Here is a 26,286-nt window from a genome sequence, read left to right on the forward strand (position 1 = left end):
CATATCGGTCCGACGCATCTTCCGGGCGGCCTCATGGGCCGCAGGAAGATGCCCTACCCGGCGGCGCCCGTTTCCACCGCCGGCGCCAGCCGCAGCGTCGCACGCGCCACATCGGCCAGGCGGCCCTCCACCGCCAGGGCACCTTCCTCCCGCAGCGCATCCGGCAGGCGGCCCTCGCCGGTCGCGCCGACCACCAGGGCGGAGACCTGCGCCTCGGGGAAGCGGCGGCGCAGCCGGCGCAGCAGGTAGCGGGAGGCGGCGGCGGAGGCACCGCCCTCCACCGTGCAGAACCAGGCCTGGCGCACCACCTCCGGCTCCAGCCCCACCAGGTCGCTGCCGCGCAGCAATTCGGCGGGGGCCGCCACCGCGCCCATGCCGCGCTTGCGCAGCAGCTGCGCCAGCATGCCCGCCGCCGCATCGTCGAAGGGGCCGCGGCCGGCCAGGCAGATGATGGAACCGGGCGGCACCAGCGCGGCAGGCGGCGGCGGCGGGTCCGCCGGGCGATCCCCTGCCTTCTCCTCGTCCAGCTCGGCCGGCGCCTGCTCGGGCGGCCGGTCGTCCTCCACCTCCTCCTCCAGATCCTCGATCAGTTCGGCGACGCGGGCGCGCAGTGCCGCCAGTCGCTCCGGCGCGAAGCTGCCGCGCAGCGCATCGGCCTGCGCCAGGGCCAGCGCCGGCAGCGCCACCTCGTCGTAATAGCCCGACAGCCGCTTCTCCCGCAGCACGCTCTCGGCCTGCTCCTCCAGCGCATCGGCATCGCCGGCCAGGGCGCGCTGGTAGAAGGTCTCGGGCGGGTCGAGCGGCGGCCGGTCGCCGAGGGCGACTTCGAGGAATTCGAACTGCTTCACATGCCGCCCCAGCACCACCAGGCAGACGGTCAGCGGCACCGCCACCAGCAGGCCGATGGGGCCCCAGAGCCAGGTCCAGAAGGTGGCGGCCGCCACCACCGCGATGGGGGAAAGGCCGGTGGAATGGCCGAAGACCAGCGGCTCGAAGACATGGCCCATCATCGCCTCGCTGATGGCGAAAAGCACCAGCACCATCAGCGGGATGCCCCAGCCCGGATCGACCGCCAGCGCCAGCAGCAGCGGGAAGCCCACCGCGACGAAGGTGCCGACGAAGGGCACGAAGCGCATCAGCCCGGCGACGATGCCCCAGAGCGCCGGCTGCGGCACGCCGATGAAGAACAGCGCGATGGTGATGAAGACGCCGAAGGCCGCGTTCATCGCCGTCTGCGCCAGGAAGAAGCGGGACAGGCGATAGGCCGCGTCGTCCATCGCCGCCATGGTGCGGTGCAGGTCGCCGGCGCCGACCAGGCGGATCACCCGGTCGCGCAGATCCTCGCGGTAGAGCAGCACGAAGATCACCAGCACCACGACGATGCCGAAGGTGGCCAGCGGATAGAGCAATGGCTGCAGCACGTTCTGCAGCAGCTCGAAGGGCTTCGGGTCCGGCAGCCGGACCTCCACCGGCAGCGGCCGCACCGCATTCGCATCCAGCGCGGGCACCGGCTGCGGTGCCGCGCGCTCCGCCCCCGCGGCCAGGCCGCGCAGCATCTCCTGCGCCCGCTCCACGAGCCCGCCACTGGCATTGACCGAGGCCAGCTTGCGCGACAGCTCGTACTGGTAGAGCGGGATGTCGCTCGCCAGCTCCGCAAGCTGCCGGCCCATGACCAGACCCAGCATGCCGATCACGGCGACGGCGGCCAGCACCGCCGCCAGCACGCCGGCCACGCGCGGAATGCCGATGCGCCGCAGCGCGCGCGCGATCGGCGCCAGGACGAAGGACAGCAGCACCGCCAGCGCCAGCGGCACCAGCAGGTCGCGCGCGAAATAAAGCACGGCGACGACGACGAGGGCGGCCTGGGCGATGGCGGCGCCACTCTGCGGCACGCCGGCGGCGCGGACGCCGCGATGGGCGGCGGGCGGGAATTCGGGCATGCGGTGAGCGGTCCTTGGGGTGGTGTCCGGATCCGGAACGCAGGCGCACCGGTCCCGGTTCGCCGCCCCGCCGCTTTCGCCCGCGCTTTTCGCCCGCGCGCTTTCCGCTACCTTGGCCGCCCCCCGACCGGACGCCGCATGCCCGCCCTGACCAAGACCCTGGACCTGCCCCACCCCCACCCGCCGGAGGATGTGCCCGTGCCGGCCGGCTATGCCGCCGGCGCCCCGGCCCCCTGGTGGCTGAAATTCGCCGTGAAGCTGGCGCTGGGCGCCCTGCCGGTGCCGGCGCAGGCCTGGCGCGCGCTGGGCCTGCGCCGGCATTCCTTCGCGGCGCTGGACCCCGGCCGGCTGGTCGCGCCGCTGCAATGGCGGATGGCCCGCCACCAGGCGCTGTGCGGCCAGGCGCCCCGATCGGTGCTGGAGGTCGGGCCCGGCGCCATGGTGCTGCGCGCGCCGATCGCGGCGGCGCTCGGCCTGGGTCCCATCTGGTACCTGGATGTGGAGGATGCCGCGCCACAGGACCTGGCGCCCTATCGCGCCGCGGCGGAGGCCGCGCGCCAGGCCGGCCTCACCCCGCCCGACCTTTCGGCCTGCCGCAACCGGGCGGAGGTGCTGGCCGCCTGCAACGCCCGGCTGCTGCTGGGCGGGGCGGAGGCGCTGGCGGCGGTGCCGGCGGGCTCGGTGGACCTGGTCTTCTCCGAAGTGGCGCTGGAGCATGTGCGGCGGGACGCGCTGGCCCCGCTGCTGGCGGCGCTGCGGCGGGTGACGGCGCCGGGCGGGCTCGGCCTGCATGCGGTGGATTTCCACGACCATCTGGGCGGCAGGCTGCGCCACCTGTCCTTCGGCCCGGATTTCTGGAACGGGCCCGCGGTGGCCCGCGCCGGGCTCTACTGCAACCAGCTCGGCCTGTCCGAAGTCCTGGCCGCCTTCGCCGCCGCCGGCTTTGCCGCCCGCGCCAGCCAGAGGCTGGTCTGGGACCTGCCGCCGGTGCCGCCGGGCGGGGTGCATCCGGCGCTGGGCCGGGCGCCGGAGGATGACCGCATCTGCCACGCCGCGCTGGAAGTGAGGCCCGCATGATCCGCCGCCGATCCCTGCTCGCCCTGCCCGCCCTGGCGGCAGCGCCCGCCGTGGCGCAACCGGGCTGGCAGCCGGACCGGCCGCTGCGCTGGATCCTCGGCTATCCGCCCGGCGGCGGCTCCGACCTCATCGCCCGGCTGCTGGCCCAGGCCATGGCCGGGGCGCTCGGCCAGCCGGTGGTGGTGGAGAACCGCCCCGGCGGCGGCGGCGTGCTGGGGGCGGAGCTGGCGGCGCGCGCGGCGCCGGATGGCCACACGCTGCTGTCCGGCGACAACGGCATCCTGGTCTTCCACCCCTTCCTGCACGACCGCCTGCCCTATGACCCGGCCCGGGACTTCCGGGCCATCGGCGGGCTGGCACGCTTCCAGCTTCTGGTGCTGGTGCCGGCGGAGAGCCCGCTGCGCGACTTGGCGGCGCTGCGCGGCCGCCGCGGCCTCAGCTACGGCTCCTCCGGCGTCGGCTCCCCGCAGCACCTGGCCGCGGCGCGGCTGCTGCGCCAGGCGGGGGCGGAGGAGGCGACGCATATCCCCTATCGCGGCGGCGCCGCAGTGCTGACCGACCTGATGGCCGGGCGCCTCGACCTCGCCATGCTCGACACCGCCGCCGCCCTGCCGCAGCTGCGGGAGGGCAAGCTGCGCGCCCTCGCCATCGGCTCCGCCACCCGCCTTCCCGCACTCCCCGATGTGCCGACGGCGCAGGAGGCCGGGCTGGATGGCTATGTGGTGGAGGCCTGGCAAGGGCTGGTCGTACCCGCCGCCACGCCGCAGCCGGCGGTGGACCGCCTGGCCGCGACCCTGACCGCGGCGCTGGCGGAGCCCACGGTGCAGGCGCGGCTGGCCGCCGGCGGGATCGGCGCCATGACTTCCGGGCCGGCCGAATTCGACGCCATGCTGGCGGCGGAGCGCGCCACCTGGGGGCCGCTGATCCGCGCCCTCGGGGTGCGGCTCGCCGGCTGACCGGCCGGCGCGCGGGGCGGATTTCGCTGTCCCCGGCGCCTGCTCTGCTGCCACTCTCCCGCCGCGCATCAAGACGCAGGATGGGAGGTTTCATGCTTCGCCGCCGTCACGTCCTCGGCCTCGCCGCCGCGCTGCTGCCCCTCGGGGCGCATGGGCAGAGCTTTCCGGAGCGCAATCCGCGCCTCATCGTCCCCTTCCCACCCGGCGGCCTCACCGACATCATGGCCCGCCTGGTGGCGCAGCGCCTGGGCGAGGGCTGGGGCCGCGCCGTGGTGGTGGACAACCGCGCCGGCGGCAATGCGCTGATCGGCGCCGACCTGGCGGCGAAGGCGGAGCCGGATGGGCATACGCTGCTCTCCATCACCCTGACCCATGCGGTGAACGCGACGCTCTTCCCCGCCGCGCCCTACGATTTCCGGCGCGCCTTTTCCGTCATTTCGGTGCTCGGCTCGCTGCCGCTGGCCGTGGTGGTGAATGCCGAGAAAAGCCCGGCGCGGGACCTGGCCGGGCTTGTGGCCCTTTCCCGCGAACGCCGGCTGAATGGCGGCTCCTCCGGCACCGGATCGCCGCCGCATCTGGGGCTGGAGCTGTTCCGCCGCGTGGCGCAGGCGGGCGACAATATCGTGCATGTGCCCTATCGCGGCGGCGCCCCCTCCGTCACCGACCTCGCCGGCGGCAGCCTGGACATGATGGTCTCCAACCTGCCCGAATGCCTGGCGCAGATTCGCGGCGGCCGGCTGCGGGCGCTGGCCGTGACCAGCGCGGAGCGCCACCCCCTGGTGCCGGAGGTGCCGACGGTGCGGGAGGCCGGGCAACCGGCGCTCGAGATCACCAACTGGACCGCGCTGATGACCCAGGCCGCCGTGCCGCCCGCCCTCCTCGCCCGGCTGGAGCGCGACGTGCTGGCCGCCATCCACCATCCGGAGACCAGGCGCCGCGCCGAGGAAGGCGGCTTCCAGGTGCTGGGCTGGGACAGCGCGCGCTCCTCCACCTTCGTGCGCGCGGAGACGGATCGCTGGGCCACCCTTGTCACGGAGGCCGGGATCAAGCCCGATGCGTGAAACCTGCCGATGAGCCCCGCCCCATGCCACGCCTGACCCTTCCCGAGGCCGAAGCCCTGGCCACCGCGGCGCTGGCCGCGGCCGGCGCCAATCCCGAGATGGCGCGGCTGACCGCGCAGGCGCTGGTGGCCGGCGAGGCCGAGGGCCAGGGCGGCCATGGCCTGTCCCGCGTGCCGCAATATGCCGGCTTCCTGGCCAATGGCCGGGCCGATGGCGCCGCCACCCCCGTCCTCCTCGCCGAGCGCGGCGGCGCGGCGCTGATCGATGCGCGGCACGGCCTAGCCTATCCGGCGCTCGACCTCGCGGTGCGGGAAGCCGCCCGCCGGGCGCGCCAGAATGGCGTCGCCTTCCTCGGCATCACCAATAGCCACCATGCCGGCGCCATGGGCCTGCCCGTCGCGGCGCTGGCCCGGCAGGGGCTGGTGGCGCTGGCCTTCACCAATTCCCCCGCCGCCATGCCGGTGCCGGGCGGCCGCCGGCCGCTGATGGGCACCAACCCGGTCGCCGCCGCCTTCCCGCGCCGCGACGCCGCCCCCCTCATCATCGACATGGCCCTGTCCGAGGTCGCCCGCGGCAAGATCATGCTGGCCGCCAAGGCCGGGAAGAAGATCCCGCTCGGCTGGGCGCTGGACGCGGAAGGCAACCCGACCACGGACCCGCATGCGGCGCTGGACGGCGCCATGCTGGCCATGGGTGGCGCCAAGGGCGCGCTGCTGGCGCTGATCGTCGAACTGCTCTGCTGCGCGCTCACCGGCGCCGCCTTCGGCTTCGAGGCGGACAGCTTCTTCGCCGCCGAGGGCAATCGCCCGCGCCTCGGCCATGCGCTGCTGGCGATCGACCCCGGCGCCCTGGTGGGCGAGGCCGGCTTCGCCGACCGGCTGGAATTCCTGCTCGCCGCCATGCAGGGCGACCCCGGCGTGCGCCTGCCCGGCAGCCGCCGCGCCGGCCTCGCCGCGCATGCGGCGGCGGATGGGCTGGAGGTGCCGGATTCGCTGCTCGCGCAGTTGCAGGCCCTGGCCCGATCAAACCTTAACGTGGCATAAGTTTCTTGACCTTCGCGCAACAGCTACCAGGAACCCGCAGCATGTCGACGCCGCAGCTCCGCCCCGGCGAGCCCATCCCGCCCTTCCATGCGCGCGCGGCCGGCAATCCCCGCTTCGCCTTCGACACGGCGGCGGGGCGCTGGCTGATGGTGCTGATCCCCGGCTCGCTCGGCGCGCCCGGCCAGCTGGAGCGCCTGACGGCCATGGTCGCGCCGCATGCCGATGTGCTGCGTCTGGACCACGCCTATATGCTGGTGATCGGCACCGACCCCGCCGATGAACAGGCCGGCCGCCTGGTGGATGGCAATGGCCGCCGCGTGCTCTGGGACGACAACGGCGCCGCCCGCCGCGCCTTCCGCGCCGCCGAGGCCGATGGCGCGCCCCGCACCGGCTGGGTGCTGCTGGACCCCATGCTGCGCGTCTTCGCCGTCTGGCCGCTGGAAGCCGGCGCCGAGGCCATGGCAACCCTCGCCGCCCTGCCGCCGCCCGGCGACCACGCCGGCGTGCCGCTCGTCGCCCCCGTGCTGATCCTGCCGCGCGTCTTCGAACCCGCCTTCTGCCAGCGCCTGATCGCGGAATACGAGAAGTTCGGCGGCGGCGAGAGCGGCTTCATGCGCGACGAAGGCGGCCGCACCATCGGCGTGATGGACCCGACCCATAAGCGCCGGAAGGACCTGTTCCTGGAGGATGAGACGCTGAAGGCGCAGATCCGCGCCCGGCTGAACGCCCGGCTGGTGCCGGAAATCCGTCGCGCCTTCCAGTACAACGTCACCCGCCTCGAGCGCTACGTCGTCGCCTGCTACGATTCCGCCGACAAGGGCTTCTTCCGGGCGCATCGCGACAATACCACCAAGGCCACCGCCCACCGCCGCTTCGCGGTCACGATGAACCTCAACACCGGCGAATATGAGGGCGGCGAGCTGAACTTCCCCGAATTCGGCCCGCAGACCTACAAGGCCCCGGCCGGCGGGGCTGTGGTGTTTTCCTGCTCCCTGCTGCATGAGGCGCGTCCGGTGACGCGCGGGCGGCGATACGCCTTCCTGCCGTTCCTCTATGATGACGCAGCCGCGGAAATCCGCGAGGAGGGTGCAAAATTCCTGGGCCAGAACGACGCGGTCCCGCAGACGGGCCGCAAGACGCCGGAGACGGCCGAAGCGACCGCGACCGCCTGACCCCGCCCGAGGGCGGCGGTTTCCGCACGCGCCCCTTCAGCCGGGGGCGCGCGCCCGATCGCCCGCCCGAACGCCCCGAACTGGCCAATACGCCACGCCCGCCCACCGAACCCGGCCAGGCCCCGGTGCGCGGCTGGCGGGACTCCGACCTCGACCGGCTCTGCGGCCCCGCCGCCGCCACGGCCGCCTTCGCCACCCGGCCCGACGCCATCCTCCGCCTGTTCTACCTGGAGACGCGGCGCCGCGAGGTCGGACCCCTCTGCGCGCAAATGGCCCGCGCCCGCCGCCCCTACCGGGAAGTCACCCCGGACGAGCTGATGCGCATCGCCGGCACCGAACACCACGGCGGCGTGGTCGCCATCGCCGTGCCGCGCACCATCGCGGAACTCGGCAACGGGCCCTTCCCGCCAAAGCTGCTGTCCGCCCCCGTGCTGCCGCTGCTCGACGGCATCGGCAACCCGCACAACCTCGGCGCCATCGCCCGCTCCGCCGCCTTCTTCGGCTGCACCGGCCTGCTGCTGTCCAACGACCCGCGCCAGGCCAGCCTCTCCGACGCCGCCTACCGGATCGCCGAAGGCGGGCTGGAACACCTGGACATCCTCCGCCTGCCCAACCCCGCGGTGGGCCTCCGCGCCCTGGCCCCCCGCTTCACCACCGTCGCCGCCGTGGCCGCCGGCGGCATGCCGCCCGAAGCCCTGCCCCGCGGCAAACCCTTCCTCCTCGCCCTCGGCAACGAGGAAATCGGCCTGCCCGGCCTGACCGCCGCCGCCTGCACCCACCGCGTCACCCTGCCAGGCAGCGGCCGCGTCGAAAGCCTGAACGTCTCGGTCGCCGCGGCCGTCCTCCTGCATGCGATGGCAGGCTGAGGCAGGGCGCGCGGGTGATGCGAGAGGGGCTTTGCCCCCCTCGCGCTCCCCCCACGAAGGGTCAGTGGACCCTTCGAACCCCGGTATGGAGGAGCAGGCGGGAGGAGGGGCGCGGCGCAACCGCCTCGGCCAGCACACCCGCCTTGCCCCTCCTCCCGCCTGCTCCTTGATGGGATTCCAAAGGGACCACTGTCCCTTTGGTGGGGGGTGCCGGGGGGCAAAGCCCCCTGGCAGCAACCCGCGCCTCCCTGCGCCACCCCGCCCCCGCACTGCATGAGGATCGCCATGGCAGACCCGGATGTTCTGGTTATCGGCGCGGGTGCGGCCGGCATTGCGGCGGCGCGGGCGGTGCGGGCGGCGGGGCGGTCGGTCTTGGTGGTGGAGGCGCGGGCGCGGGTGGGGGGGCGGGTGGTGACGGATGGGCGGCTGGGGGTGCCCTTCGATCTGGGGGCGGCCTGGCTGCACAATGCGGAGCAGAATCCCCTGGTGCCCTTGGCGGCGGGGCTGGGGGTGAGGCTGGTCGATTCGGATGCGGCGCGGCGGGAGCGGAGCTGGGTGGGAGGTCGGCTGGCGACGGCGGCGGAGGAAGCGGCCTATGGCGCGGCCTGGGATGGGTTTGCGGCGGCGGTGCGGGCACGGGTGGCGGCGGGGGGGCCGGATATCAGCGTGGCGGAGGCTGTGCCGCGGGGTGGGGACTGGGATGCGACGGTGGCGGCCTGGCAGGGCGATATCATCGCCGCGGCGCCGCTGGAGCGGTTGAGCCTGCGGGATTTCGCGGCGACGGCCCTGGATGGCCGGAACATGTTGCCGGAGCCGGGCTTCGGGGTGCTGCTGGCGGCCTTGGCGGAGGGATTGCCGATCCGGCGGGGGGCGGCGGTGCGGCGGGTCCGGTGGGGTGGCGCCTGGGCGGAGGCCGAGGGGGATTTCGGCATCATCCGGGCCCGGGCGGTGGTGGTGACGCTGCCCACGGATCTGCTGGCGGCGGAGGTGGTGCGCTTCGACCCGCCTTTGCCGGTGGAGGTGCTGCAGGCGGCGCATGACCTGCCGCTGGGGCAGGTGGTGAAGGTGGGGTTTCGTGGCGTGGCGGGGCTGGGCCTGCCGGACTTCAGCGCGCTGGATCGCCAGGTGGCGCCGGGGGAGGCGCTGGTGGCCATGTCGGCGCGGCCCTTCGGGCGGGATCTGCTGGCCTGCCATGTCGGCGGCGATGCCGCGGCGGCGCTGGAGGAGGCCGGCGATGCGGCGGCCGAGGATTTCATGCGGGCCGAGGTGGCCTTGCGGTTCGGGGCGCAGGCGGCGCGGGACTTGCGGGCTGGGCCGGTTGTGACCGATTGGAAGCGCGACCCCTGGGCGCGGGGCGTCTATAGCACCGCCAGGGTCGGGCGCGCGGCGGCGCGGGGGGTCCTGGCGGCGCCGCTGGCCGGCGGGCGGCTGTGCCTGGCGGGGGAGGCCTGCCATGCGCGGCTGGCCGGCACGGTGGGCGGGGCCTGGGAATCCGGCGAGGTTGCAGTCGGAAACGTGCTTGCTGCGTTGCAGTAACGCAGGATGCACCGGCCTCTGCCATAATGGCGGGGGATGATGGCTTTGGAGGCGACGGCGCTGGCGGAGAGCTTTGCGGTGCGAGAGGCGGAGGGCGCGCGATGGCTGGCGCTGTCCGGACGCATCGATACCCAGGCGGCGGCGGCGCTGTGGAGCCGCCTGATGGCGGAGGCGCGCAAGCCCGGCGCGCCGCTGGTGCTCGACCTCGAGGCGGTGGAGGCGGTGGATACCACCGGTGCCACCCTGCTGCTGACCGCGCAATCCGCCGCCGAGGGCAGCCGGATCGAGGGCGCGAGCCCCGGCGTGGTCGCGGTGCTGGACCGGGTGCGGGATGCGCTGGCGGCGCCGCGGCCGGCGGTGGCACCGCGCCGCTTCATGCCGCTGTCCGGGCTCGGCCGGCGTGTGGTCGGCCTGCTGAACAATGGCATGGAGGCGCTGGCCTTCCTGGGCGAGACGCTGGTGGTCGCGCTCGGCACGCTGATCCGCCCGGGCCGGTTGCGGGCGCGGGAATTGCTGCGGCACCTGGACGAGGCCGGCACGCGCGCCTTCGGCCTGGCGACGCTGCTCGGCGCGCTGCTCGGGGTGATCCTGGCCTTCCAGTCGGCGATCCCGCTGCGGCAATTCGGCGCCGAGATCTTCGTGCCCAGCCTGGTCGGCATTTCCCTGCTGCGGGAGCTGGGGCCGCTGATGGCGGGCGTGGTCCTGGCCGGGCGCACCGGCTCCGCCTATGCGGCGGAGCTCGGCACCATGACGGTGAACGAGGAGGTGGCGGCCTTGCGCATCATGGGCATCGACCCGATGGCGCTGCTGGTGCTGCCGCGGGTGCTGGCCGGGGTGCTGGTGATGCCGGTGCTGTCGCTGGTGCTGACGCTGGCGGGGCTGGCCGGCATGGCGCTGATCATGCGGCTGCTGGGCTTCCAGATGACGACGGTGGCGCAGCAGCTGGTGAATTTCGTCAGCCTGAAGGACCTGCTGGGCGGGTTGTTCAAGGCCGCGGTCTTCGGACTGGCGATCGCCATCATCGGCTGCCGCGCGGGCCTCGGCGCCGGGCGCGGGCCGCGCGCGGTGGGCGATGCGGCGACCTCCGCCGTGGTGGGGGGCATCGTCGCCATCGTGGTGCTGGACGGCATCTTTGCAGTGCTTTTCGAAAGGCTGGGGTTGTGAGCGAGGCGGGCGAGGCGCTGGACGACCGGGCCCCGGGGCCCGAGGTGCCCGCGGTGATCGAGGCGCGCGCGCTGACCGCGCGCTTCGGCACCAATACCCTGTTCCGCGATGTCACCTTCGATGTGCGGCGGGGCGAGGTCTTCGTCATCCTCGGCGGGTCGGGCTGCGGCAAGTCGACGCTGCTGAAGCTGATGATCGGGCTGGTGCCGCCGGCGGAGGGCAAGGTTTCCGTGCTCGGCACCGATGTCTGGGCGACCGAGGGGGCGGCGCGGCTCGATCTGCTGAAGCGGATCGGCGTGATGTGGCAGCAGGGCGCGCTGTTCGGCTCGCAGACCCTGCTGGAGAATGTCGAGATGCCGCTGGCCGAGCACACCAGCCTGCCGCCCGAGGCGCGGCGGGAGGTGGCGCGGGCCAAGCTTGGCCTGGTGGGGCTTTCGGCGGCGGCGGACCAGCTGCCGTCCGAGATCTCGGGCGGCATGCTGAAGCGGGCGGGCATCGCCCGCGCGCTGGCGCTGGATCCCTCCATCCTGTTCCTGGACGAGCCCTCGGCGGGGCTGGATCCGGTGACCTCGGCGGGGCTGGATGCGCTGATCCGCGATCTGTCGCGTTCGCTGGGCACCACCTTCGTGGTGGTGACGCATGAGCTGGCCTCGATCCTGGCGATCGGGGATCGCTGCATCATGCTGGACAAGGGGGCCAAGGGAATGATTGCGGAGGGCGACCCGCGCGAGCTGCGCGACCACAGCACCCACCCCACGGTGCAGGCCTTCTTCCTGCGAAAGGCGGCGTGATGGCAAGCGGAAGGGCGCTTTATGCGCGGGTCGGCGCGCTGGTGCTGGTGGGCATCGTGCTGGCGGTGGGCTTCGTGCTGTTCCTGGCCGGCGGGCGGGGGCTGCAGACCACGGAGGTCTTCGAGAGCTATTTCGAGGAATCGGTGCAGGGCCTCGATGTCGGCGCGCCGGTGCGCTACCGCGGCGTGGCGATCGGGCGGGTGACGCAGATCGGCCTGGTGGCGGCGGAATATCCGCGGCAGCAGGGCGAGGCCTATAGCCGCGGCTTCCAGCGGGTCTTCCTGCGCTTCGGGCTGGACCTGGCGCAGGTGGGAGAGGCACCGGACCTGGCGGAGGCGGTGCGGCTGGGCCTGCGGGCGCGGATCACCGCGCAGGGCATCACCGGCGTGAACTACCTGGAGCTGGATTTCGTCAATGCGGAGCGCTTCCCGGTGACGCCGCCGCCCTGGCAGCCGCGCTTCCCGGTGATTCCGGGCGTGCCTTCCACCGTGGCGCAGGTGACCAATGCCGCGGAGCTGCTGATCCAGCGCATCGCGGATATCCCGGTGGACCAGATTTCCAACGACATCGCCGGGCTGCTGTCCAACCTGAACCGGCAGACCAGCGACGGCGACCTGGCGCAGACATTGCGGGAGGCCGCGGCCACCATGGCGCTGCTGCGCCAGGCGGTGGAAGGCGCCGACCTGGCCGGCGCGCTGGGCGAATTCCGCGCCGCGGCCGGGGAAGCGCGCGCGCTGCTGAACGGGCCGGAAGTGCGCGGCATTCTGGCCAATGCCAATGGCGCCGCGGCGGAGCTGCGCCGCACGGCGCAGCGCCTGCCCGGCGCGGTGGAGGGGCTGGAGCGCACCCTGCGCTCGGCGCGGGAGACGACGGTGGATATCCAGGCCGAGCTGCTGCCCATCCTGATCGACTTGCGGGCCACAACCGCCAACCTGCGCGCCACCGCCGAACAGCTGCGGAGCTCGCCCTCCCAGCTGCTGTTCGGCGCGCCGCCGACCCCGGATCGCCGCCGATGAACCGACGCCACCTGCTGGCCGCCCTGCCCCTGCTGGCCGGCGGCTGTTCCATCCTGCCGGACCGCCCGAATGTGCCGGTGCGGCGCTATGCGCTGGCGCCGATGCGCCCCGAGAGCCAGGGCGCGCGGCCGCGGGCGCCGGTGCTGCAGGTGCGCCGGGTGCGGGCGATCCCCGGGCTGCAGGATGTCGGCCTGCGGCGCCTCAATCCGGACGGGTCCTATGAGATCCTGGTCTATGAGGAATGGCTGGCGCCGCCGGCGGACCTGGCCGATGCGGCGCTGCGCGCCTGGCTGCAGGCCTCCGGCCTGTTTTCCGCCGTGGTGCCGCAGGGCAGCCGGGCGGAGGCGGAGCTGGTGCTGGAAATGCAGCTGACGCTGCTGGAGGCAGTGCCCGCCGCCGGCCAGGCCCGTGCCGGGCTGGCGGGGGTGCTGCTGCGGGAGGAGCGCCTGGCTTCCCGCGTCGTCGAGACGCTGGAGGTGACGGCGGAGGCGCCGCTGGCGCCCGGCGCCGCGGCACCGGCCATGGCACAGGCCATGGCGCTGGCGCTGGGCCTGGCCCTGGCGCGGCTGGAGACGGTCCTGGCCCCGCTGGCACGGTAGACATCACGAAGTCTTGATGTGCCGAGCGGGGTCGTGACGCTTTCCGGAAGTGCGCTTCGCTTTTCCGGCACACTCTCAGAAATGCGACAGACCCCCATCTCCCGTTAATCCTTTTCCCACCAGTTGTGCCTCATTCTCCGAAACCGGAGAGGGCTCCTGGATCGTCTCCACCGAAGAGAAGCTGCCGCCTCCGCATGGAGGTCGTGGCGGAAGAGCCGAGGTGAGACGTCTCACAAGTTGCGACGCAACTTAAGGTTGTCTTTCCGGCTGGAAGATCCGGCGACACAATCTTAACGTGCGGGGCACAAGGTGAGCACACGGGGCATCGGCGTGACGGCGGAGTGGGATCAGGTCTGGGCCGACTACGATGCGCGCCAGCCGGCGCCGCCGCAGCCCGCGCCACGGGCCCTGCCGCCGCGACAGGCGATCGCGCCGGCGCCGCGCGCCACCCCGCAGCGCCGCCGCTTCTGGGCCGCCCTGCTGCTGCTGCCGGTGCTGGCCGCCGGCTGGCTGGGCGCACCCTATGCCACCGCCTGGCAGGTGGTGCATGCGCTGGATGGGCGCGACGGCGCCACCATGACCCGCCACCTGGACATGCCCGCCCTGCAGGCCGCGGTGCGCGAGAGCTTGGCGCGGGCGCCGGAGGATGCGACCCGCACCCCGCAGGCACGCGCCTTCCTCGGCGCCATGGCCGAGGAGATCGGCGCCGCCTGGGCGAATCCGGAGGCGCTGGCCGAGGTGGCCCGCGCCCGCGGCGTGCCGCCCGGCGCGGCGGTGGAGGCGCTGCGCCGCGCCGTGCCGGTCGGCCTGACCCGCTTCGAGATGCCGCTGCGCGGCAGCCTCGCGCCGATCACCCTGCAGCTGGAGCTGACCAGCGAGGCGCTGGCGCCGCGCTGGCAGGTGACCGGCGTGCGGCTGGAGGAGCCGTCCGGCTTCGGCGGCAGCCCCGCGCTGCGGCTCAGCCAGCTGCGCTGAGCGAGAGCGCTCAGACCAGCTGGATCCGCTCGATCTCGCTGAAGCGCAGGGTCTCGCCGCCGATCTGGATCACGCCCTGGAAGGTGGCGGGATTGCCGTTCGCATCGGTGAAGGTGATGACCGGACCCTGCGGGCCCTGGGCGACCGACATCTGCAGGTTGGTATTGCCTTCCAGCGTCAGGGCCGCCTGCAACTGCTGCAGGCTGACATTGTCCAGCTGCAGCGTATCGGTGCCGGCGCCGCCATTGAACTGGTCGTTGCCGTCGCCGGGGGCCCAGATGAAGCTGTCACTGCCCTGGCCGCCGAAGGCGAGGTCGGCGGCGCGATCGCCCGCGCCGCCATCCAGGCTGTCATCCCCGTCGCCACCCTGCAGCTGGTCCTCGCCGGCGCCGCCGTTCAGCGTGTCGTGACCGGCGCCGCCGAAGAGCAGGTCGTTGCCGCCATTGCCGGCCAGCACGTCATTGCCGGCCTCGCCATAGGCCTGGTCATTGCCGCCGCCGGCAGCCACCTTATCGTTGCCCGAGCCGGCGAAGATGACATCCTCCTGCCCGGTGCCGGTCACCACGTCGTGGCCGGCTCCGGTCTGCTGGAAGGCGCCTCCGGTCACCTTGTCGAGGGACTCGTCTTTCAGCGGGGTGGGGCGGGCCATGGTGGCGATTCCTTGCATCTCGTTGCGGACGCGACCCTAGGCCGCCCGCACCGCGAAGGGCGAGCCCCTCTCCCCCTATGGGAGGGATAGGCCAGGCCTCTGCCCGGCCCCGGCCGCTTCCGCCGCCAGCGCCACCGCCTGGCGCAGCACGGCGGGATCGCCGATGTGGTTCGCCAGGATCAGCACCAGCCGGGCATCCAGCCGGCGGGATTCCGCCTCCTCCAGCCCGGCATGCGCGGCGACCAGAAGCGCGAAGATCGCATCCGGCTCCGCGAGCCGCGGCCTTGTGTCGAGCGTCATGCGGGGGGCTCCTTCCATCCCGTGGCGACGGCCAGCGCGGCCCGCACCGCCTGCGGCCGCGGCGCGGCGAAGCGCGCGGCGATGTGCTGGTCGGGGCGGATCAGCACTGCCCCGCCCGGCGGCGCGCCATAGCGGGCGGCGGCCAGGCCGGTGTGGTCCCACAGCGCCCCCGGCGTCTCCTCCGCCGTCAGGAAGACCAGCCGCAGCCCGGCCACCGGCGCCCAGACCGCGTCGAAGACCAGCAAGGCGAAGTCGCCGCCCAGATGGCGCAGCAGCCAGTCCGGCTGGCCATCCCGCAGCAGCGGCGCATCCGGCGCCGGGCTGCCGGGCGCGGCGCCACCGGGCCAGGGCCCGTCATCCGCCGCATTCAGCGGGCTGTCCGGCAGATGCGCCGGGCGCGACAGCCGGCCGGAATTCACCATGGCGCGGGCGAAGGCGTGCCGCGGCGCCAGTTCCAGCACCGCATCCCGATAGGCCCGCGCCGCGGCGGTCTTGGGCGAGATGAAGTCGGTGGCGCGGGTGGAGTGCAGGATGTTTTCGTCGGCTGCCGCGATCCGCTCGGCATCATAGCTTGCCAGCAGCGCGGGACCGGCCTGGCCGCGCAGCACCGCCGCCAGCTTCCAGGCCAGGTTGTCCGCATCCTGCAGCCCGCCATTGCCGCCGCGGGCGCCGAAGGGGCTGACCTGATGCGCCGAATCGCCGGCGAAGATCACGCGTCCATGGATGAAGCGATCGAGCCGCCGGCAGCGGAAGCTATAGAGGCTGACCCATTCCAGCTCGAAGGGCACCGCAGGGCCGAGCATCGCCGCGACGCGGTCCCGCACCCGGCCGGGCTCGGTCTCGATGGCCGCATCCGCCTCCGCGCCGAGTTGAAAGTCGATGCGCCAGAGGTCGTCGGGCTGCTTGTGCAGCAGCACGGACTGGCCGGGGTGGAAGGGCGGGTCGAACCAGAACCAGCGTTCGGCGGGGAAGGCGACCTCGCCCTTGATCACCACATCGGCGATCAGGAAGCGGTCCGGGAAGACCTGGCCCTGGAAGGCCAGGCCCAGGCTGCGGCGGACGAAGCTGCGGGCGCCGTCGCAGGCCAGCAGCCAGTCGGCGCGCAAGCGATAGGGGCCGTCGGGCGTCTCCACCTGCAGCGTCGCGCCGGCCGCATCGCTCGCCAGGCCCGTCACGGCATGGCGCCAGCGCAGATCCACGCTGGCCGCGGCGCAGGCCTCCACCAGCCAGGCTTCCACGTGATACTGCGGGATATTCACGAAGGCCGGATATTCGTGCCCGGCTTCCGGCAGCAGGTCGAAGGCGAAGGCTTCCCGCTGCCCGTGGAAGACCCGCCCGGTCTGCCAGGTGACGCCCTTGTCCAGCAGGCGCGCGCCCAGGCCGAGCCGGGCGAGGATTTCCAGGCTGCGCTGGGCGAAGCAGATGGCGCGGCTGCCGGTGGCGACGCTGTCCTCCTCATCCAGCAGGGTCACCGCGACGCCGTGGCGGGCGAGATCCAGCGCCAGCGTCAGCCCGACCAGCCCGCCGCCGACCACGACGACCGTGCGGTGGTCCTCGCCCGGGTCGGGGCGCGGCGCGGCGGGGTAGCGTGGGTTGACGTGGCGCACGGCCTCAGCGCGGCACTTCGGCGGAGGGCATGGCCGTGCCGTGTTCCAGCGCCCGCCACATCGCCACGTCCCGCTCCGCCGTCCAGATCCGCGGGTGGTCGAGGCCCTGCGCCTCGTCGAAGGCGCGGGTGACGTTGAAGGGCATGCAGTGCTCGAAGATCACCCAGCTTCCGTATCTCGGGCGCATGAAGCCCATGGTGTCGTCATAGACCGCCTTCAGGTCCCAGCCCTTGGCGACGCCCTCCCGCACGCGGGTGAAGAGATCCGTGGTGAAGGACCGCGTGCCCTCGATCGCCTCGCGGCAATCCTCCCGGGTCAGCAGGGCGCGGCCGCGGCCGGGCACCAGCTTCTCCGCGCCGAGCGCGGCCACCGCATCCAGCGTCGCGGACCAATCGGCGAAATGGGCATCGCCGCAATAGGGGGTGGCGCCGAATTCCACCGTGTCGCCGGCGAACAGCACCCGTTCCTTCGGCAGCCAGACCACCGTATCGCCCGCCGTATGGCTGCGGCCGACATGGATCACCTGCGCCTCCCGCTCCCCCAGCCACATCGTCATGCGATTCGCGAAGGTATGGGTGGGCCAGGTGAGGCCGGGGATGCTCTCCTTGCCGCGGAACAGGCGGGGGAAGCGGCCGATCTCGCTGTCCATGTCCTGCTGGCCGCGTTCCACGATCAGCTTCCGGGTGGCCTCGCTGGCGATGATGGTGGGGTTGCCGTAGCCGGAAGCGCCCAGCACCCGCACCGCGTGATAATGCGTCAGCACCACCTGCCCGACATGGCGCGGCGTGACCGTGGCGATGCGGGCCATCACGTCCTGCGCCATGGCGGGCGTGGCCTGGGCATCCACCACCACCACCCCGTCCGGCCCCACGATCACGCCGGAATTCGGGTCCCCCTCCGCCGTATAGGCGAAAAGGCCCGGGCCGAGTTCGTCGAAGGAGACGGTCTTCTCGGCCAGGTCATTGGCGGAGGCGAAGCCGGACATGCGTGTTTCCTTCCCTGGTGGCACCGGTCCTTGTTGAGCCACTCTCGGCCGCGCCCGGCACCCGGCACAACAGGCAAGCCCGGCAACGTCAAGCCATTGCAGCCATGTCGCGAATGAGGTTCCCATCAAAGACACGGGAGCGTAGATTACGGGTATTGGATGGCAGCCTGCACCGCCAGGGATGATCCCCACCCCATGAGCCGCAACCCGAATCTCACCCCGCTGCCCGGCAGTTGTGCGGCCTGCACCGTGCGACCCTTTGCCCTGTTCCGGGTGATCCCGCAGGCCCGGGTGGGGGAGATCGCGCGCATCCGCTCCGGCGTCCGGCTGGTGCGGGCCGGCGATGCCATCCTGGATGCGGTCTTCACCATGTATGCCGGCTGGGCCTTCTCCTGGACCGCGACACCTGATGGCCGGCGCCAGGTGCTGGATTTCCACCTGCCCGGCGACCTGGTGGAGCGGACCGAGGATACGGCGGAGGTCGAGGCGCTGACCGATGCCTCCTTCTGCATCCTGTCCAAGGAAAGGCTCTGCGCCTTCATGGGCAACGATCCCGGCCTGGCGCTGTCCTATGTCGAGGGCCTGACCCGCGACCGCGCGCGGATGCGGGAACGCCTGACCAGCCTCGGCCGGCGCGATGCCACGGGCCGGGTGGCGCATATGCTGCTGGAACTGCACGGCCGGCTGCTGCGGCGCGGCGGGGCCGATTCGCGCGGCGCCGCGGTGCCGCTGAAGCAGGCGCACCTGGCAGATGCGCTGGGGCTTTCCGTGGAACATGCCAACCGGGCGCTCGCCGGGTTGCGCAAGGACGGCGTCGCCACCCTGAACAAGGGTCGGCTGGAGATCCTGGACCGCCGCGCGCTGGAGGATCTGGCCGGCTGGGCCGGGACCCAGGCCGCCGGCACCGCGCTGGCGCCCCGGACCCTGGCCGGCTGAGCCACCCCTCCGCCGCGTGAAGACCCGGCTTGTTGAGGGCGCGGGACGGAGCCTGTAGCCTGCGCGGCACCCCGGAACGGATCCCGACGCCGATGCGCCCGCTGCCCCTGCGCCTCGCCCATCTCATGGGCTGCCTGCTTCTCCTGGCCGGCCTGATCCTGCCTTTCGCCGCGCCGGCCCAGGCCCAGGGCGATCCTTCCTTCAACCTGGTGAACCGCAGCGGCCAGACGATCCGGGAGATCTATGTCTCGCCCAGCGAGGATCGCTACTGGGGCCACGACCTGCTGCAGAGCCAGGTGCTGCCGGATGGCGGCAGCTTCCCGCTGCGGATCGCGCCCTCCGCCGGGTGCCTGCAGGATGTGCGGGTGGTCTATGCCGATGGACGGCCGGAGGAGCGGCGACGGCAGGATACCTGCCGGATGAGCCAGATGGTCTTTGGCGCGGGCGCAGGTGCCTCCCCGGCGCCCAGCGCCAGCCAGGCCAATCCCTCCTTCAACCTGGTGAACCACGGCAATGCCGTGATCCGGGAGGTCTATGTCTCCTCCGTGCGGGAGGATAACTGGGGCGAGGACCGGCTGGGCGATCAGGTGCTGCCGCCCGGCCGCCACCTGGCGGTGCGGCTGCCGGCCGGGGACTGCCTGAACGATGTGCGGATCGTCTGGATGGATGGCCGCAACGAGGAACGGCGGCGGCTGGATACCTGCCAGATGATCAACCTGGTCTTCCGGTAGAGGGCGGTCCCGGGGGGCGAGCCCCCCGCCCAACCCTCCCCCCCCCTGAGAAGGGGGGAGGGCCATGGGGCTCAGGCGGCCTTGGCGGCGGAGAGCGCCTTCCACACCGCCTCCGGCGTCGCCGGCATGTCGATATGCGTCACGCCGGAGCCCGAGAGCGCATCGACCAGCGCATTGATGGCGGCCGGCGGGGATCCCACGGCGCCGGCCTCCCCCGCGCCCTTCACGCCCAGCGGATTGGTCGCGCAGGTCACCTCGATCAGGTCCACGTCGATATCCGGCAGGTCCTCCGCCCGCGGCAGGGCATAGTCCATGAAGGAGGCCGAGAGCAGCTGGCCGGAGCCATTGTCGTAGCTGGTCCGCTCATGCAGCGCCTGGCCGATGCCCTGGGCCACGCCGCCATGCACCTGGCCGCGCACGATCAGCGGGTTCAGCGCATGGCCCACATCGTCCACCACGATGTAGCGCGGCACGGTGACGATGCCGGTCTCGGGGTCCACCTCCACCTCCGCCACATGGCAGCCGTTGGGGAAGGTGTGGCTATCGATATTCGCGGTCTCCATCGCATCCAGCAGGATGGCGCTTTCGCCGGCGGCGACGCGCTTCCGCTGGATGGCGGCGAGGTCGAGGATGTCCACGCCGCGGTCGGTGCCGGCCACGGCAAAGCGGCCGGCGGTGAATTCGATATCGACCACGGCGGTCTCGAGCTGCTCCGCCGCCGCCTGCTTGCCCTTCTCCACCACGGAGGCGGTGGTGACGAGGATGGCCTGGCCTTCGGAATAGAGGCTGCGCGCGCCGCCGGTGCCGCCGCCGGAGGGCAGCGTCTCGCTGTCGCCCTGCTTCACCCGGATCTTTTCGAGTGGAATGCCGAGCTCGTGGCTGGTCATCATCGCATAGGCGGTCTCGTGACCCTGGCCGGTCGACTGCGTGCCGACATAGACATCGACGAATCCGTCATCGGCGAAGACGACCTTGGCATTCTCCGTCGCCGCGCCGCCGGTGGCTTCCAGGTAATAGGCCAGGCCGATGCCGCGCTGCTTGCCGCGTCGCGCCGCCTCCGCCCGCCGGGCCGGGAAGCCGGCCCAGTCGATCTTTGCCAGCGCCGCGTCCATCAGCTGGCCGAAATCGCCGCTGTCGTAGCGCTGGCCCATGGCGGAGACCCAGGGCATCGCCTCCTGCTTCACCATGTTGCGGCGGCGCAGCTCGATGCGGTCGATGCCGATCTCCCGCGCCGCGGCGTCGATCAGGCGTTCCACGAGGTAGTTGCTCTCGGGACGCCCGGCGCCGCGATAGGCATCGACCGGCACGGTGTTGGTGAGGACGCCGATGACATGGGCGTGGATCGCCTCGAAGCCATAGACGCTGGCCAGCACCTTGGTGCCGGCGCCGGTCGGGATGAAGGGCGCGAAGGTGGAGAGATAGGCGCCCATGCCGGCGTAGTTGCGCGTGCGCAGCGCCAGGAATTTTCCGTCCGCATCCGTCGCCAGTTCACCCAGCGTGATGTTGTCCCGCCCATGGGTGTCGGAGAGGAAGGCCTCGCTGCGATCGCTGGCCCATCGCACGGGGCGGCCCACCTGGCGCGCGGCGAAGGACACCAGCACATGCTCGGGGTAGAGAAAGATCTTCATCCCGAAGCCACCGCCGACATCCGGCGTCACCACGCGGACATTCTCGGCCGGGATATTGAAGATATTGCCGGAGAGGATGTTCTTCAGCAGCCAGGAGCCCTGGGTATTGGTGTGCAGCGTCAGCTTGTCACCCTCCCAGGCGGCAACGGCGGCGCGGGCCTCCATGCTGGCGACGACGACGCGGTTGTTCACCACGGTCAGGCGGGTGACATGGGCGGCGCGGGCGAAGGCGGCGTCGGTCTTCGCCTTGTCGCCGGCCTCCCAGTCGAAGACCACGTTGTTGGCCACATCGGGCCAGACCAGCGGCTGGCCCGGCTCCCAGGCCGTGGCGAGGTCGGTGGCCGCCGGCAGGGCGTCGTAGTCCACCTCCACCGCCTCGGCGCCGTCGCGGGCGGCCTGGGCGGTCTCGGCGACGATGAAGGCGACCGGATCGCCGACATGGCGCACCACGCCATCGGCCAGCGCCGGGCGCGGCGTATTGCCGCGCGGCGTGCCGTCGCGGTTCTTCATCGGGATCAGGCAGGGCAGCTCGCCGATGCCGGCGGCCTTGAGGTCCGCCGCGGTGATCACCGCCAGCACGCCGGGGATCGCCTTGGCGGCCGTGGTGTCGATGCGGGTGATGGTGGCATGCGCCTGCGGACTGCGCAGCACGATGCCATGCGCCTGGCCCGGCATGGCCAGGTCATCCGTGTACTGGCCGCGGCCGGTCAGCAGGCGCGGATCCTCGACCCGGCGTACCGACTGGCTCAATCCGAATTTTGCCATGGCGTCACATCCCCGCTTGGTTCAGCACAGTATCTGCTGTCGCGGGGGATTTGGGGAAGGGGGGACCTGCGCGCCCCCCCTTCGCGTCAGGCCTCGGCGCCGGGCTTCGCCCCGAAGCGGCGCTTCGTCGCCTCCCGCAGCGACTGGAACACCACGTAGAGCATCGGGATGATGAAGATGCCAATGATGGAGGCCGCCAGCATGCCGCCGAAGACCGGCGTGCCGACCGCGCGGCGGGAGGCGCTGGCCGCGCCGGAGGCGATGATCAGCGGCACCAGGCCCAGGATGAAGGCGACCGAGGTCATGATGACGGCCCGGAAGCGCAGCCGCGCGCCCATCACCGCCGCCTCCCGGATCGGCATCCCGGCCTCCCGCTTCTCCTTGGCGAATTCGACGATCAGGATGCCGTTCTTGGCGGCGAGTGCGATCAGCACCACCAGCCCGACCTGCGCATAGACATCGAGCGACAACCCCGCCAGCACGATGGCGCCGAAGGACCCCAGCGCGCCGACCGAGATGGACATCAGCACCGGGATCGGGATCACCCAGCTTTCATAGAGCGCGACCAGGAAGAGATAGGCGAACAGCAAGGCCAGCGCCATGATGATGCCGGTCTGCCCGCTGGCCTGCTTCTCCTGGAAGGCGGTGCCGGTCCATTCATAGCCATAGCCGGCCGGCAGCGCGGTTTCCGAAAGCTCTTCCATCGCCGCCAGCGCATCGCCCGAGGAAATGCCCGGCCGCGGCGATCCGCCGATGCGCACGGAGCGGACATTGTTGTAGCGGTTGATGGTCTGCGGCCCCAGCACGATGCGCACATCGGCGAAGGACCGCAGCGGCACCATCTCCCCGGCCGCATTGCGCACATGCACGCGCCAGAGGTCGGGGATGTCGTCGCGATCCGTCGCCTCGCCCTGGATATTCACCTGCCAGGACCGGCCATAGAGGTTGAAGTCGTTGACGTAGAAGCCGCCCAGCGTGGTCTGCAGCGCATTGAAGATATCGCTGATGCGCACGCCCAGCGCCTGCGCCTTGTCGCGGTCCACATCGAGGTAGAGGGAGGGCGTATCGGCGGTGAAGGTGGAGAAGACCGCCGTCAGGCGCGGATCCTGGTTGGCCGCAGCTGCCAGGCCCTGCATGGCGGAGAACATCTCCTCCGGCGGCCGCCCCTCCAGGTTCTGCATCTGATATTCGAAGCCGCCGCCGGTGCCGAGGCCGATGATCGGCGGGATGTTGAAGGCGAAGGTATTGGCCGAGCGCACCTGCTGCGTCGCGCCGAAGACCGTGCCGATGGCCGCGAAGACGCTTTCCTGCGCCGAGGGGCGATCCGCGAAGGGCTTCATCCGCACCACGATGAAGGCGGCATTGGATTGCGAGCCGCCATCGATCAGGCTGAAGCCGACGATGGACAGCACGCGGTCCACGCCCGGCACCGGGGCGATGATCGCCTCCACCTGCTCCACCGCCGCGCGGGTGCGGGACAGGCTGGCGCCGGCCGGCAGCTGCATCTGCACGAAGAAGGCGCCCTGGTCCTCCGCCGGCAGGAAGCCCTGCGGCGTGCGGCTGCCGAGGAAGAGGATGCCGCCCCCGGCCACCGCGACCAGCACCAGCGACAGGATGGAGAAGCGCACCAGGCGCGCGACGATATTGCCGTATTTGTCGCGCACCCAGTCGATGGCCCGCATCACCGCCGCGAGGAAGCCCTTGCGCGGCCCATGCCCCGGCGGATGCGGCCGCAGGAACAGCGCGCAGAGCGCCGGCGACAGGGTCAGCGCATTGAAGGCCGAGATCACCATGGCGACGGAGACGGTGACGGCGAACTGGCTGAACAGCACGCCCGACAGGCCCGGGATGAAGCCCACCGGCACGAAGACCGAGAGCAGCACGAGCGTGATGGCGATGATCGGCGCCGTGATCTCCCGCATCGCCTGCTTGGTGGCCTCGGCCGGGGTCATCTCCGGGTGTTCGGACATCACCCGCTCGACATTCTCCACCACCACGATGGCGTCGTCGACGACGATGCCGATGGCCAGCACCATGGCCAGCAGCGACACGGTATTGGCGGAGAAACCCAGCAGCAGAAGCACGGCAAAGGTGCCGATCAGGCTGACCGGCACCGCGATCGTCGGGATGATGGTGGCCCGGAAGCTGCCGAGGAACAGCAGCACCACGAGCACCACCAGCACGAAGGCCTCCAGCAGCGTCTTGATGACCTCCTGGATGGTGTCCACGACGAAGGTCGAGGTGTCGTAGAAGACCTGGGTCTGCATCCCCTCCGGGAAGCGGCGCGACATCTCCTGCAGCACCGTGGCGAGGTTGGAGGCCGCGGTCACCGCATTGGCGCCGGGCGAGAGATAGGTGGCGATGGTCACCGCCGGGCGGCCGTTCAGCCGGCTTTCCTGGTCGATGCGCGCGGCGCCGAGCTCGACGCGCGCCACGTCGCGCAGCCGCAGCAGGGATCCGGTGGCATCGGCGCGGATGACGATGGCGCCGAATTCCTCGGCCGTGGTCAGGCGGCCCTGGGTCTGCAGGTTGATCTGGTACTGCTGGTCGTCCGAGATCGGCTGCGCGCCGATGCGCCCGACCGCCGCCTGCACGTTCTGCGCCTGGATCGCGGCGATGACATCGGCGGGCGTCAGGTTCAGGCTGATCAGCCGGTCCTGCTCGAACCAGATCCGCATGGAATAGTCGCGGGCGCCGAAGATCTGGGCGGAGCCGATGCCGGGCGTGCGCGCCAGCCGGTCCAGCATATTGATGGTGACGTAGTTGGAGATGAACAGCGCGTCGTGCTCGGGATTCGTCGAGGTCACGGCGATGAACTGCAGCACGGCGGAGGACTGCTTGCGCACCGTCACGCCGGAACGCTGCACCTCCGTCGGCAGCCGGGCGAGTGCCGATTGCACGCGGTTGTTGACGTTGACCGTCGCGATATCCGGGTTGGTGCCCAGCGCGAAGGAGACGGAGAGCGAATAGCTGCCGTCATTGGCGCTGTTGGAGGACATGTAGATCATGCCCTCCACCCCGTTCACCGCGGATTCCACCACCTGCGCCACGGTCGATTCCACCACCGCGGCGGAGGCGCCGGGATAGCTGGTGGTGACGGAGACCTGCGGCGGCACGATATCCGGGAACTGCGCCACCGGGATGCGCAGCATGGCCAGCCCACCGGCCAGCGTCAGCAGGATGGACAGGACGATCGCCAGCCGGGGGCGATCGACGAAGACGGCGGAGATCATGCGCCGTCAGCCCTGCCGGCCGGCCGGGGCCGCGCCGCCGGGGGCGCGGAGTGGCGGGGTGGCCGGGCCGGGCTGCACCGGCTGGCCGGCGCGCACGCGCTGCACGCCTTCCACCACCACGCGCTCCCCGGTCTCCAGCCCACGCTCGACCACCACCTGGTCGGCGATCGAGCGGCCGAGGGTCAGCGGGCGGCGGGACGGCTTGTTCTCGCCATCCAGCACCCAGACGTAGTTGCCCGCCTGGTCCTGCAGCACGGCGCTGCGCGGGATCACCACCGCCTGCACCGGCTCCGCGCCCTCGACGAAGACATTCACGAACATGCCGTCGATCAGCTCGCGGTCCATGCTGCCGTCGCTGTTGTTGGCGCCGCGGGGTGGGTTGGGGATCAGCGCGCGGACCAGCACCGTATCCGTATTGCGGTCCACCTGCGGGTCGATGAATTCGATGCGGCCGACCTGGTTGTAGGTCTCCCCGGTCACCAGGCGGATGCGCACGCGGGTGGCATCGGCGCCGCCGCGCGTCGCATAGCGGTCGCGCAGCTCCGTCCCCGTGCGCAGGTTGACGGGGAAGGAGACGCGCATCGGGTCCTGGCTGACCACGGTGGCCAGCGTGTCGCTGGTCGGGCCCACCACGGCGCCGACCGAGAAGGTGGACCGCCCGACCTTGCCGGCGAAGGGGGCGGCGATCTCGGTATAGCCGAGGTTGATCTCGGCCACCCGCAGCTGCGCCTGGGCGCCGAGCAGCGTCGCCTGGGCGGTGCGCTGCGCGGCCGTCGCATTCTCCACATTCACCTGCGTGCCGGCGGAGCTGCGGACCAGGTCCCGGGCGCGGGCCAGCGCGCTATTGGCGTTCTGCAACTCGGCCTCGGCGGAGGCGACGGAGGCGCGGGCGCGGGCCACCTCGGCCTCGAAGGGCGGGCGCTCCAGGCGGAACAGCACCTGGCCCTCCGTCACCTCCTGGCCCTCGCGGAAGGGCCGCGCCTCCAGGAAGCCGGTGACGCGGGCGCGCAGCTCGACGCGGTTCTGCGCCTCCACCCGGCCGACGAATTCGGTGCTTTCGGTCACCGGGCGCCGCTCCACCGCCAGCACGCCCACGGCGGGGGGGCCCTGCGGCCCGAACTGGGCCTGCGCCGGGCCGGCGAGAAGGCAGAGGCCGAGGAGGAGGGCCGAACCGGAAAAGGCCGCGCGATGCGCGGCCGGGTGCTTCGTCAGCATGGAGGCGATCCAAGATTTGGCAGGTACCCAAACCTATCCCG

At 72.2% G+C, this 26,286-nt stretch carries 22 protein-coding genes; 14 read left to right on the top strand and 8 right to left on the bottom strand.

Annotated features, from left to right (window positions below):
* Positions 1 to 53: 53 nt before the first annotated feature.
* Positions 54 to 1,940, bottom strand: coding sequence for an AI-2E family transporter (locus ACTIF1_RS01505; RefSeq protein ID WP_439594593.1), 1,887 nt, complete (start codon positions 1,938 to 1,940; stop codon positions 54 to 56).
* Positions 1,941 to 2,078: 138 nt separating this feature from the next.
* On the opposite strand from ACTIF1_RS01505, the gene ACTIF1_RS01510 reads away from it, so the two are divergent.
* The 12 genes from ACTIF1_RS01510 (at position 2,079) to ACTIF1_RS01565 (ending at position 14,196) form a co-directional block, all read left to right on the top strand.
* On the top strand, positions 2,079 to 3,017 hold the full coding sequence (locus ACTIF1_RS01510) for a methyltransferase domain-containing protein (protein ID WP_439594594.1): 939 nt from the start codon (positions 2,079 to 2,081) through the stop codon (positions 3,015 to 3,017).
* Positions 3,014 to 3,973, top strand: coding sequence for a Bug family tripartite tricarboxylate transporter substrate binding protein (locus tag ACTIF1_RS01515; protein WP_439594595.1), 960 nt, complete (start codon positions 3,014 to 3,016; stop codon positions 3,971 to 3,973). The genes ACTIF1_RS01510 and ACTIF1_RS01515 overlap by 4 nt, the downstream gene beginning before the upstream one ends.
* A gap of 92 nt (positions 3,974 to 4,065) precedes the next feature.
* The gene (locus tag ACTIF1_RS01520; protein ID WP_439594596.1) at positions 4,066 to 5,034 is read left to right on the top strand and encodes a tripartite tricarboxylate transporter substrate-binding protein; all 969 of its coding nucleotides are present in this window, start codon (positions 4,066 to 4,068) and stop codon (positions 5,032 to 5,034) included.
* 23 nt (positions 5,035 to 5,057) lie between these two features.
* Positions 5,058 to 6,077: an Ldh family oxidoreductase gene (locus ACTIF1_RS01525; RefSeq protein WP_439594597.1), complete on the top strand. Its 1,020-nt coding sequence runs from the start codon at positions 5,058 to 5,060 to the stop codon at positions 6,075 to 6,077.
* Between the two features lie 41 nt (positions 6,078 to 6,118).
* Positions 6,119 to 7,249, top strand: coding sequence for a 2OG-Fe(II) oxygenase (locus ACTIF1_RS01530; RefSeq protein WP_439594598.1), 1,131 nt, complete (start codon positions 6,119 to 6,121; stop codon positions 7,247 to 7,249).
* Positions 7,250 to 7,374: 125 nt separating this feature from the next.
* Positions 7,375 to 8,115 (top strand): TrmH family RNA methyltransferase, encoded by a 741-nt coding sequence (locus tag ACTIF1_RS01535; protein ID WP_439594599.1) that lies wholly within the window; start codon positions 7,375 to 7,377, stop codon positions 8,113 to 8,115.
* A gap of 285 nt (positions 8,116 to 8,400) precedes the next feature.
* Positions 8,401 to 9,651 carry a flavin monoamine oxidase family protein gene (locus tag ACTIF1_RS01540; protein WP_439594600.1) on the top strand — a complete coding sequence of 417 codons (1,251 nt, stop codon included), beginning with the start codon at positions 8,401 to 8,403 and terminating at the stop codon, positions 9,649 to 9,651.
* A 36-nt stretch (positions 9,652 to 9,687) separates the two neighbouring features.
* Positions 9,688 to 10,815, top strand: a complete 1,128-nt coding sequence (locus ACTIF1_RS01545) for an ABC transporter permease (protein WP_439594601.1) — start codon at positions 9,688 to 9,690, stop codon at positions 10,813 to 10,815.
* Complete coding sequence (locus ACTIF1_RS01550; protein ID WP_439594602.1) at positions 10,812 to 11,606, top strand: ABC transporter ATP-binding protein; 795 nt, start codon at positions 10,812 to 10,814, stop codon at positions 11,604 to 11,606. Before ACTIF1_RS01545 ends, ACTIF1_RS01550 begins: the two co-directional genes overlap by 4 nt.
* The gene (locus tag ACTIF1_RS01555; RefSeq protein WP_439594603.1) at positions 11,606 to 12,622 is read left to right on the top strand and encodes an MlaD family protein; all 1,017 of its coding nucleotides are present in this window, start codon (positions 11,606 to 11,608) and stop codon (positions 12,620 to 12,622) included. The genes ACTIF1_RS01550 and ACTIF1_RS01555 overlap by 1 nt, the downstream gene beginning before the upstream one ends.
* Positions 12,619 to 13,221: an ABC-type transport auxiliary lipoprotein family protein gene (locus ACTIF1_RS01560; protein ID WP_439594604.1), complete on the top strand. Its 603-nt coding sequence runs from the start codon at positions 12,619 to 12,621 to the stop codon at positions 13,219 to 13,221. Before ACTIF1_RS01555 ends, ACTIF1_RS01560 begins: the two co-directional genes overlap by 4 nt.
* Before the next feature lie 309 nt (positions 13,222 to 13,530).
* Positions 13,531 to 14,196 carry a DUF2939 domain-containing protein gene (locus ACTIF1_RS01565; RefSeq protein ID WP_439594605.1) on the top strand — a complete coding sequence of 222 codons (666 nt, stop codon included), beginning with the start codon at positions 13,531 to 13,533 and terminating at the stop codon, positions 14,194 to 14,196.
* Between the two features lie 10 nt (positions 14,197 to 14,206).
* Here the strand turns inward: ACTIF1_RS01565 and ACTIF1_RS01570 are convergent, their stop codons facing one another.
* From ACTIF1_RS01570 to ACTIF1_RS01585, 4 genes are all read right to left on the bottom strand, one after another.
* A complete protein-coding gene (locus tag ACTIF1_RS01570; RefSeq protein WP_439594606.1) occupies positions 14,207 to 14,845 on the bottom strand; it encodes a calcium-binding protein in 639 nt (212 codons plus the stop codon).
* A gap of 75 nt (positions 14,846 to 14,920) precedes the next feature.
* Positions 14,921 to 15,145 (bottom strand): DUF2783 domain-containing protein, encoded by a 225-nt coding sequence (locus ACTIF1_RS01575; RefSeq protein ID WP_439594607.1) that lies wholly within the window; start codon positions 15,143 to 15,145, stop codon positions 14,921 to 14,923.
* The gene (locus ACTIF1_RS01580) at positions 15,142 to 16,752 is read right to left on the bottom strand and encodes an FAD-dependent oxidoreductase (RefSeq protein ID WP_439594608.1); all 1,611 of its coding nucleotides are present in this window, start codon (positions 16,750 to 16,752) and stop codon (positions 15,142 to 15,144) included. Before ACTIF1_RS01580 ends, ACTIF1_RS01575 begins: the two co-directional genes overlap by 4 nt.
* Positions 16,753 to 16,756: 4 nt before the next feature.
* Positions 16,757 to 17,737 (bottom strand): MBL fold metallo-hydrolase, encoded by a 981-nt coding sequence (locus tag ACTIF1_RS01585; protein ID WP_439594609.1) that lies wholly within the window; start codon positions 17,735 to 17,737, stop codon positions 16,757 to 16,759.
* 195 nt (positions 17,738 to 17,932) lie between these two features.
* Between ACTIF1_RS01585 and ACTIF1_RS01590 the strand changes: the two genes are divergently transcribed.
* Both ACTIF1_RS01590 and ACTIF1_RS01595 read left to right on the top strand, forming a co-directional pair.
* Positions 17,933 to 18,673, top strand: a complete 741-nt coding sequence (locus ACTIF1_RS01590) for a Crp/Fnr family transcriptional regulator (protein ID WP_439594610.1) — start codon at positions 17,933 to 17,935, stop codon at positions 18,671 to 18,673.
* 92 nt (positions 18,674 to 18,765) lie between these two features.
* Complete coding sequence (locus ACTIF1_RS01595) at positions 18,766 to 19,404, top strand: hypothetical protein (RefSeq protein WP_439594611.1); 639 nt, start codon at positions 18,766 to 18,768, stop codon at positions 19,402 to 19,404.
* Positions 19,405 to 19,475: 71 nt separating this feature from the next.
* Here the strand turns inward: ACTIF1_RS01595 and ACTIF1_RS01600 are convergent, their stop codons facing one another.
* The 3 genes from ACTIF1_RS01600 to ACTIF1_RS01610 form a co-directional block, all read right to left on the bottom strand.
* Positions 19,476 to 21,797: a xanthine dehydrogenase family protein molybdopterin-binding subunit gene (locus tag ACTIF1_RS01600; protein WP_439594612.1), complete on the bottom strand. Its 2,322-nt coding sequence runs from the start codon at positions 21,795 to 21,797 to the stop codon at positions 19,476 to 19,478.
* Positions 21,798 to 21,883: 86 nt separating this feature from the next.
* Positions 21,884 to 25,030: an efflux RND transporter permease subunit gene (locus ACTIF1_RS01605; protein ID WP_439594613.1), complete on the bottom strand. Its 3,147-nt coding sequence runs from the start codon at positions 25,028 to 25,030 to the stop codon at positions 21,884 to 21,886.
* A 6-nt stretch (positions 25,031 to 25,036) separates the two neighbouring features.
* A complete protein-coding gene (locus ACTIF1_RS01610; protein ID WP_439594614.1) occupies positions 25,037 to 26,245 on the bottom strand; it encodes an efflux RND transporter periplasmic adaptor subunit in 1,209 nt (402 codons plus the stop codon).
* Positions 26,246 to 26,286: the final 41 nt, after the last annotated feature.

The organism is Falsiroseomonas sp., from assembly GCF_051860665.1.
Classification (GTDB): Bacteria; Pseudomonadota; Alphaproteobacteria; order Acetobacterales; family Acetobacteraceae; genus Falsiroseomonas.

What these genes read in the sequence shown, in the direction of transcription:
- ACTIF1_RS01530 (WP_439594598.1), top strand. Translation starts at nt 6,119, where the DNA reads ATGTCGACGCCGCAGCTCCGCCCCGGCGAGCCCATCCCGCCCTTCCAT.
- ACTIF1_RS01515 (WP_439594595.1), top strand. Translation starts at nt 3,014, where the DNA reads ATGATCCGCCGCCGATCCCTGCTCGCCCTGCCCGCCCTGGCGGCAGCG.
- ACTIF1_RS01505 (WP_439594593.1), bottom strand. Translation starts at nt 1,940, where the DNA reads ATGCCCGAATTCCCGCCCGCCGCCCATCGCGGCGTCCGCGCCGCCGGC.
- ACTIF1_RS01545 (WP_439594601.1), top strand. Translation starts at nt 9,688, where the DNA reads ATGATGGCTTTGGAGGCGACGGCGCTGGCGGAGAGCTTTGCGGTGCGA.
- ACTIF1_RS01590 (WP_439594610.1), top strand. Translation starts at nt 17,933, where the DNA reads ATGAGCCGCAACCCGAATCTCACCCCGCTGCCCGGCAGTTGTGCGGCC.
- ACTIF1_RS01555 (WP_439594603.1), top strand. Translation starts at nt 11,606, where the DNA reads ATGGCAAGCGGAAGGGCGCTTTATGCGCGGGTCGGCGCGCTGGTGCTG.
- ACTIF1_RS01585 (WP_439594609.1), bottom strand. Translation starts at nt 17,737, where the DNA reads ATGTCCGGCTTCGCCTCCGCCAATGACCTGGCCGAGAAGACCGTCTCC.
- ACTIF1_RS01600 (WP_439594612.1), bottom strand. Translation starts at nt 21,797, where the DNA reads ATGGCAAAATTCGGATTGAGCCAGTCGGTACGCCGGGTCGAGGATCCG.
- ACTIF1_RS01570 (WP_439594606.1), bottom strand. Translation starts at nt 14,845, where the DNA reads ATGGCCCGCCCCACCCCGCTGAAAGACGAGTCCCTCGACAAGGTGACC.
- ACTIF1_RS01560 (WP_439594604.1), top strand. Translation starts at nt 12,619, where the DNA reads ATGAACCGACGCCACCTGCTGGCCGCCCTGCCCCTGCTGGCCGGCGGC.
- ACTIF1_RS01510 (WP_439594594.1), top strand. Translation starts at nt 2,079, where the DNA reads ATGCCCGCCCTGACCAAGACCCTGGACCTGCCCCACCCCCACCCGCCG.
- ACTIF1_RS01525 (WP_439594597.1), top strand. Translation starts at nt 5,058, where the DNA reads ATGCCACGCCTGACCCTTCCCGAGGCCGAAGCCCTGGCCACCGCGGCG.
- ACTIF1_RS01575 (WP_439594607.1), bottom strand. Translation starts at nt 15,145, where the DNA reads ATGACGCTCGACACAAGGCCGCGGCTCGCGGAGCCGGATGCGATCTTC.
- ACTIF1_RS01610 (WP_439594614.1), bottom strand. Translation starts at nt 26,245, where the DNA reads ATGCTGACGAAGCACCCGGCCGCGCATCGCGCGGCCTTTTCCGGTTCG.
- ACTIF1_RS01605 (WP_439594613.1), bottom strand. Translation starts at nt 25,030, where the DNA reads ATGATCTCCGCCGTCTTCGTCGATCGCCCCCGGCTGGCGATCGTCCTG.
- ACTIF1_RS01540 (WP_439594600.1), top strand. Translation starts at nt 8,401, where the DNA reads ATGGCAGACCCGGATGTTCTGGTTATCGGCGCGGGTGCGGCCGGCATT.
- ACTIF1_RS01520 (WP_439594596.1), top strand. Translation starts at nt 4,066, where the DNA reads ATGCTTCGCCGCCGTCACGTCCTCGGCCTCGCCGCCGCGCTGCTGCCC.
- ACTIF1_RS01595 (WP_439594611.1), top strand. Translation starts at nt 18,766, where the DNA reads ATGCGCCCGCTGCCCCTGCGCCTCGCCCATCTCATGGGCTGCCTGCTT.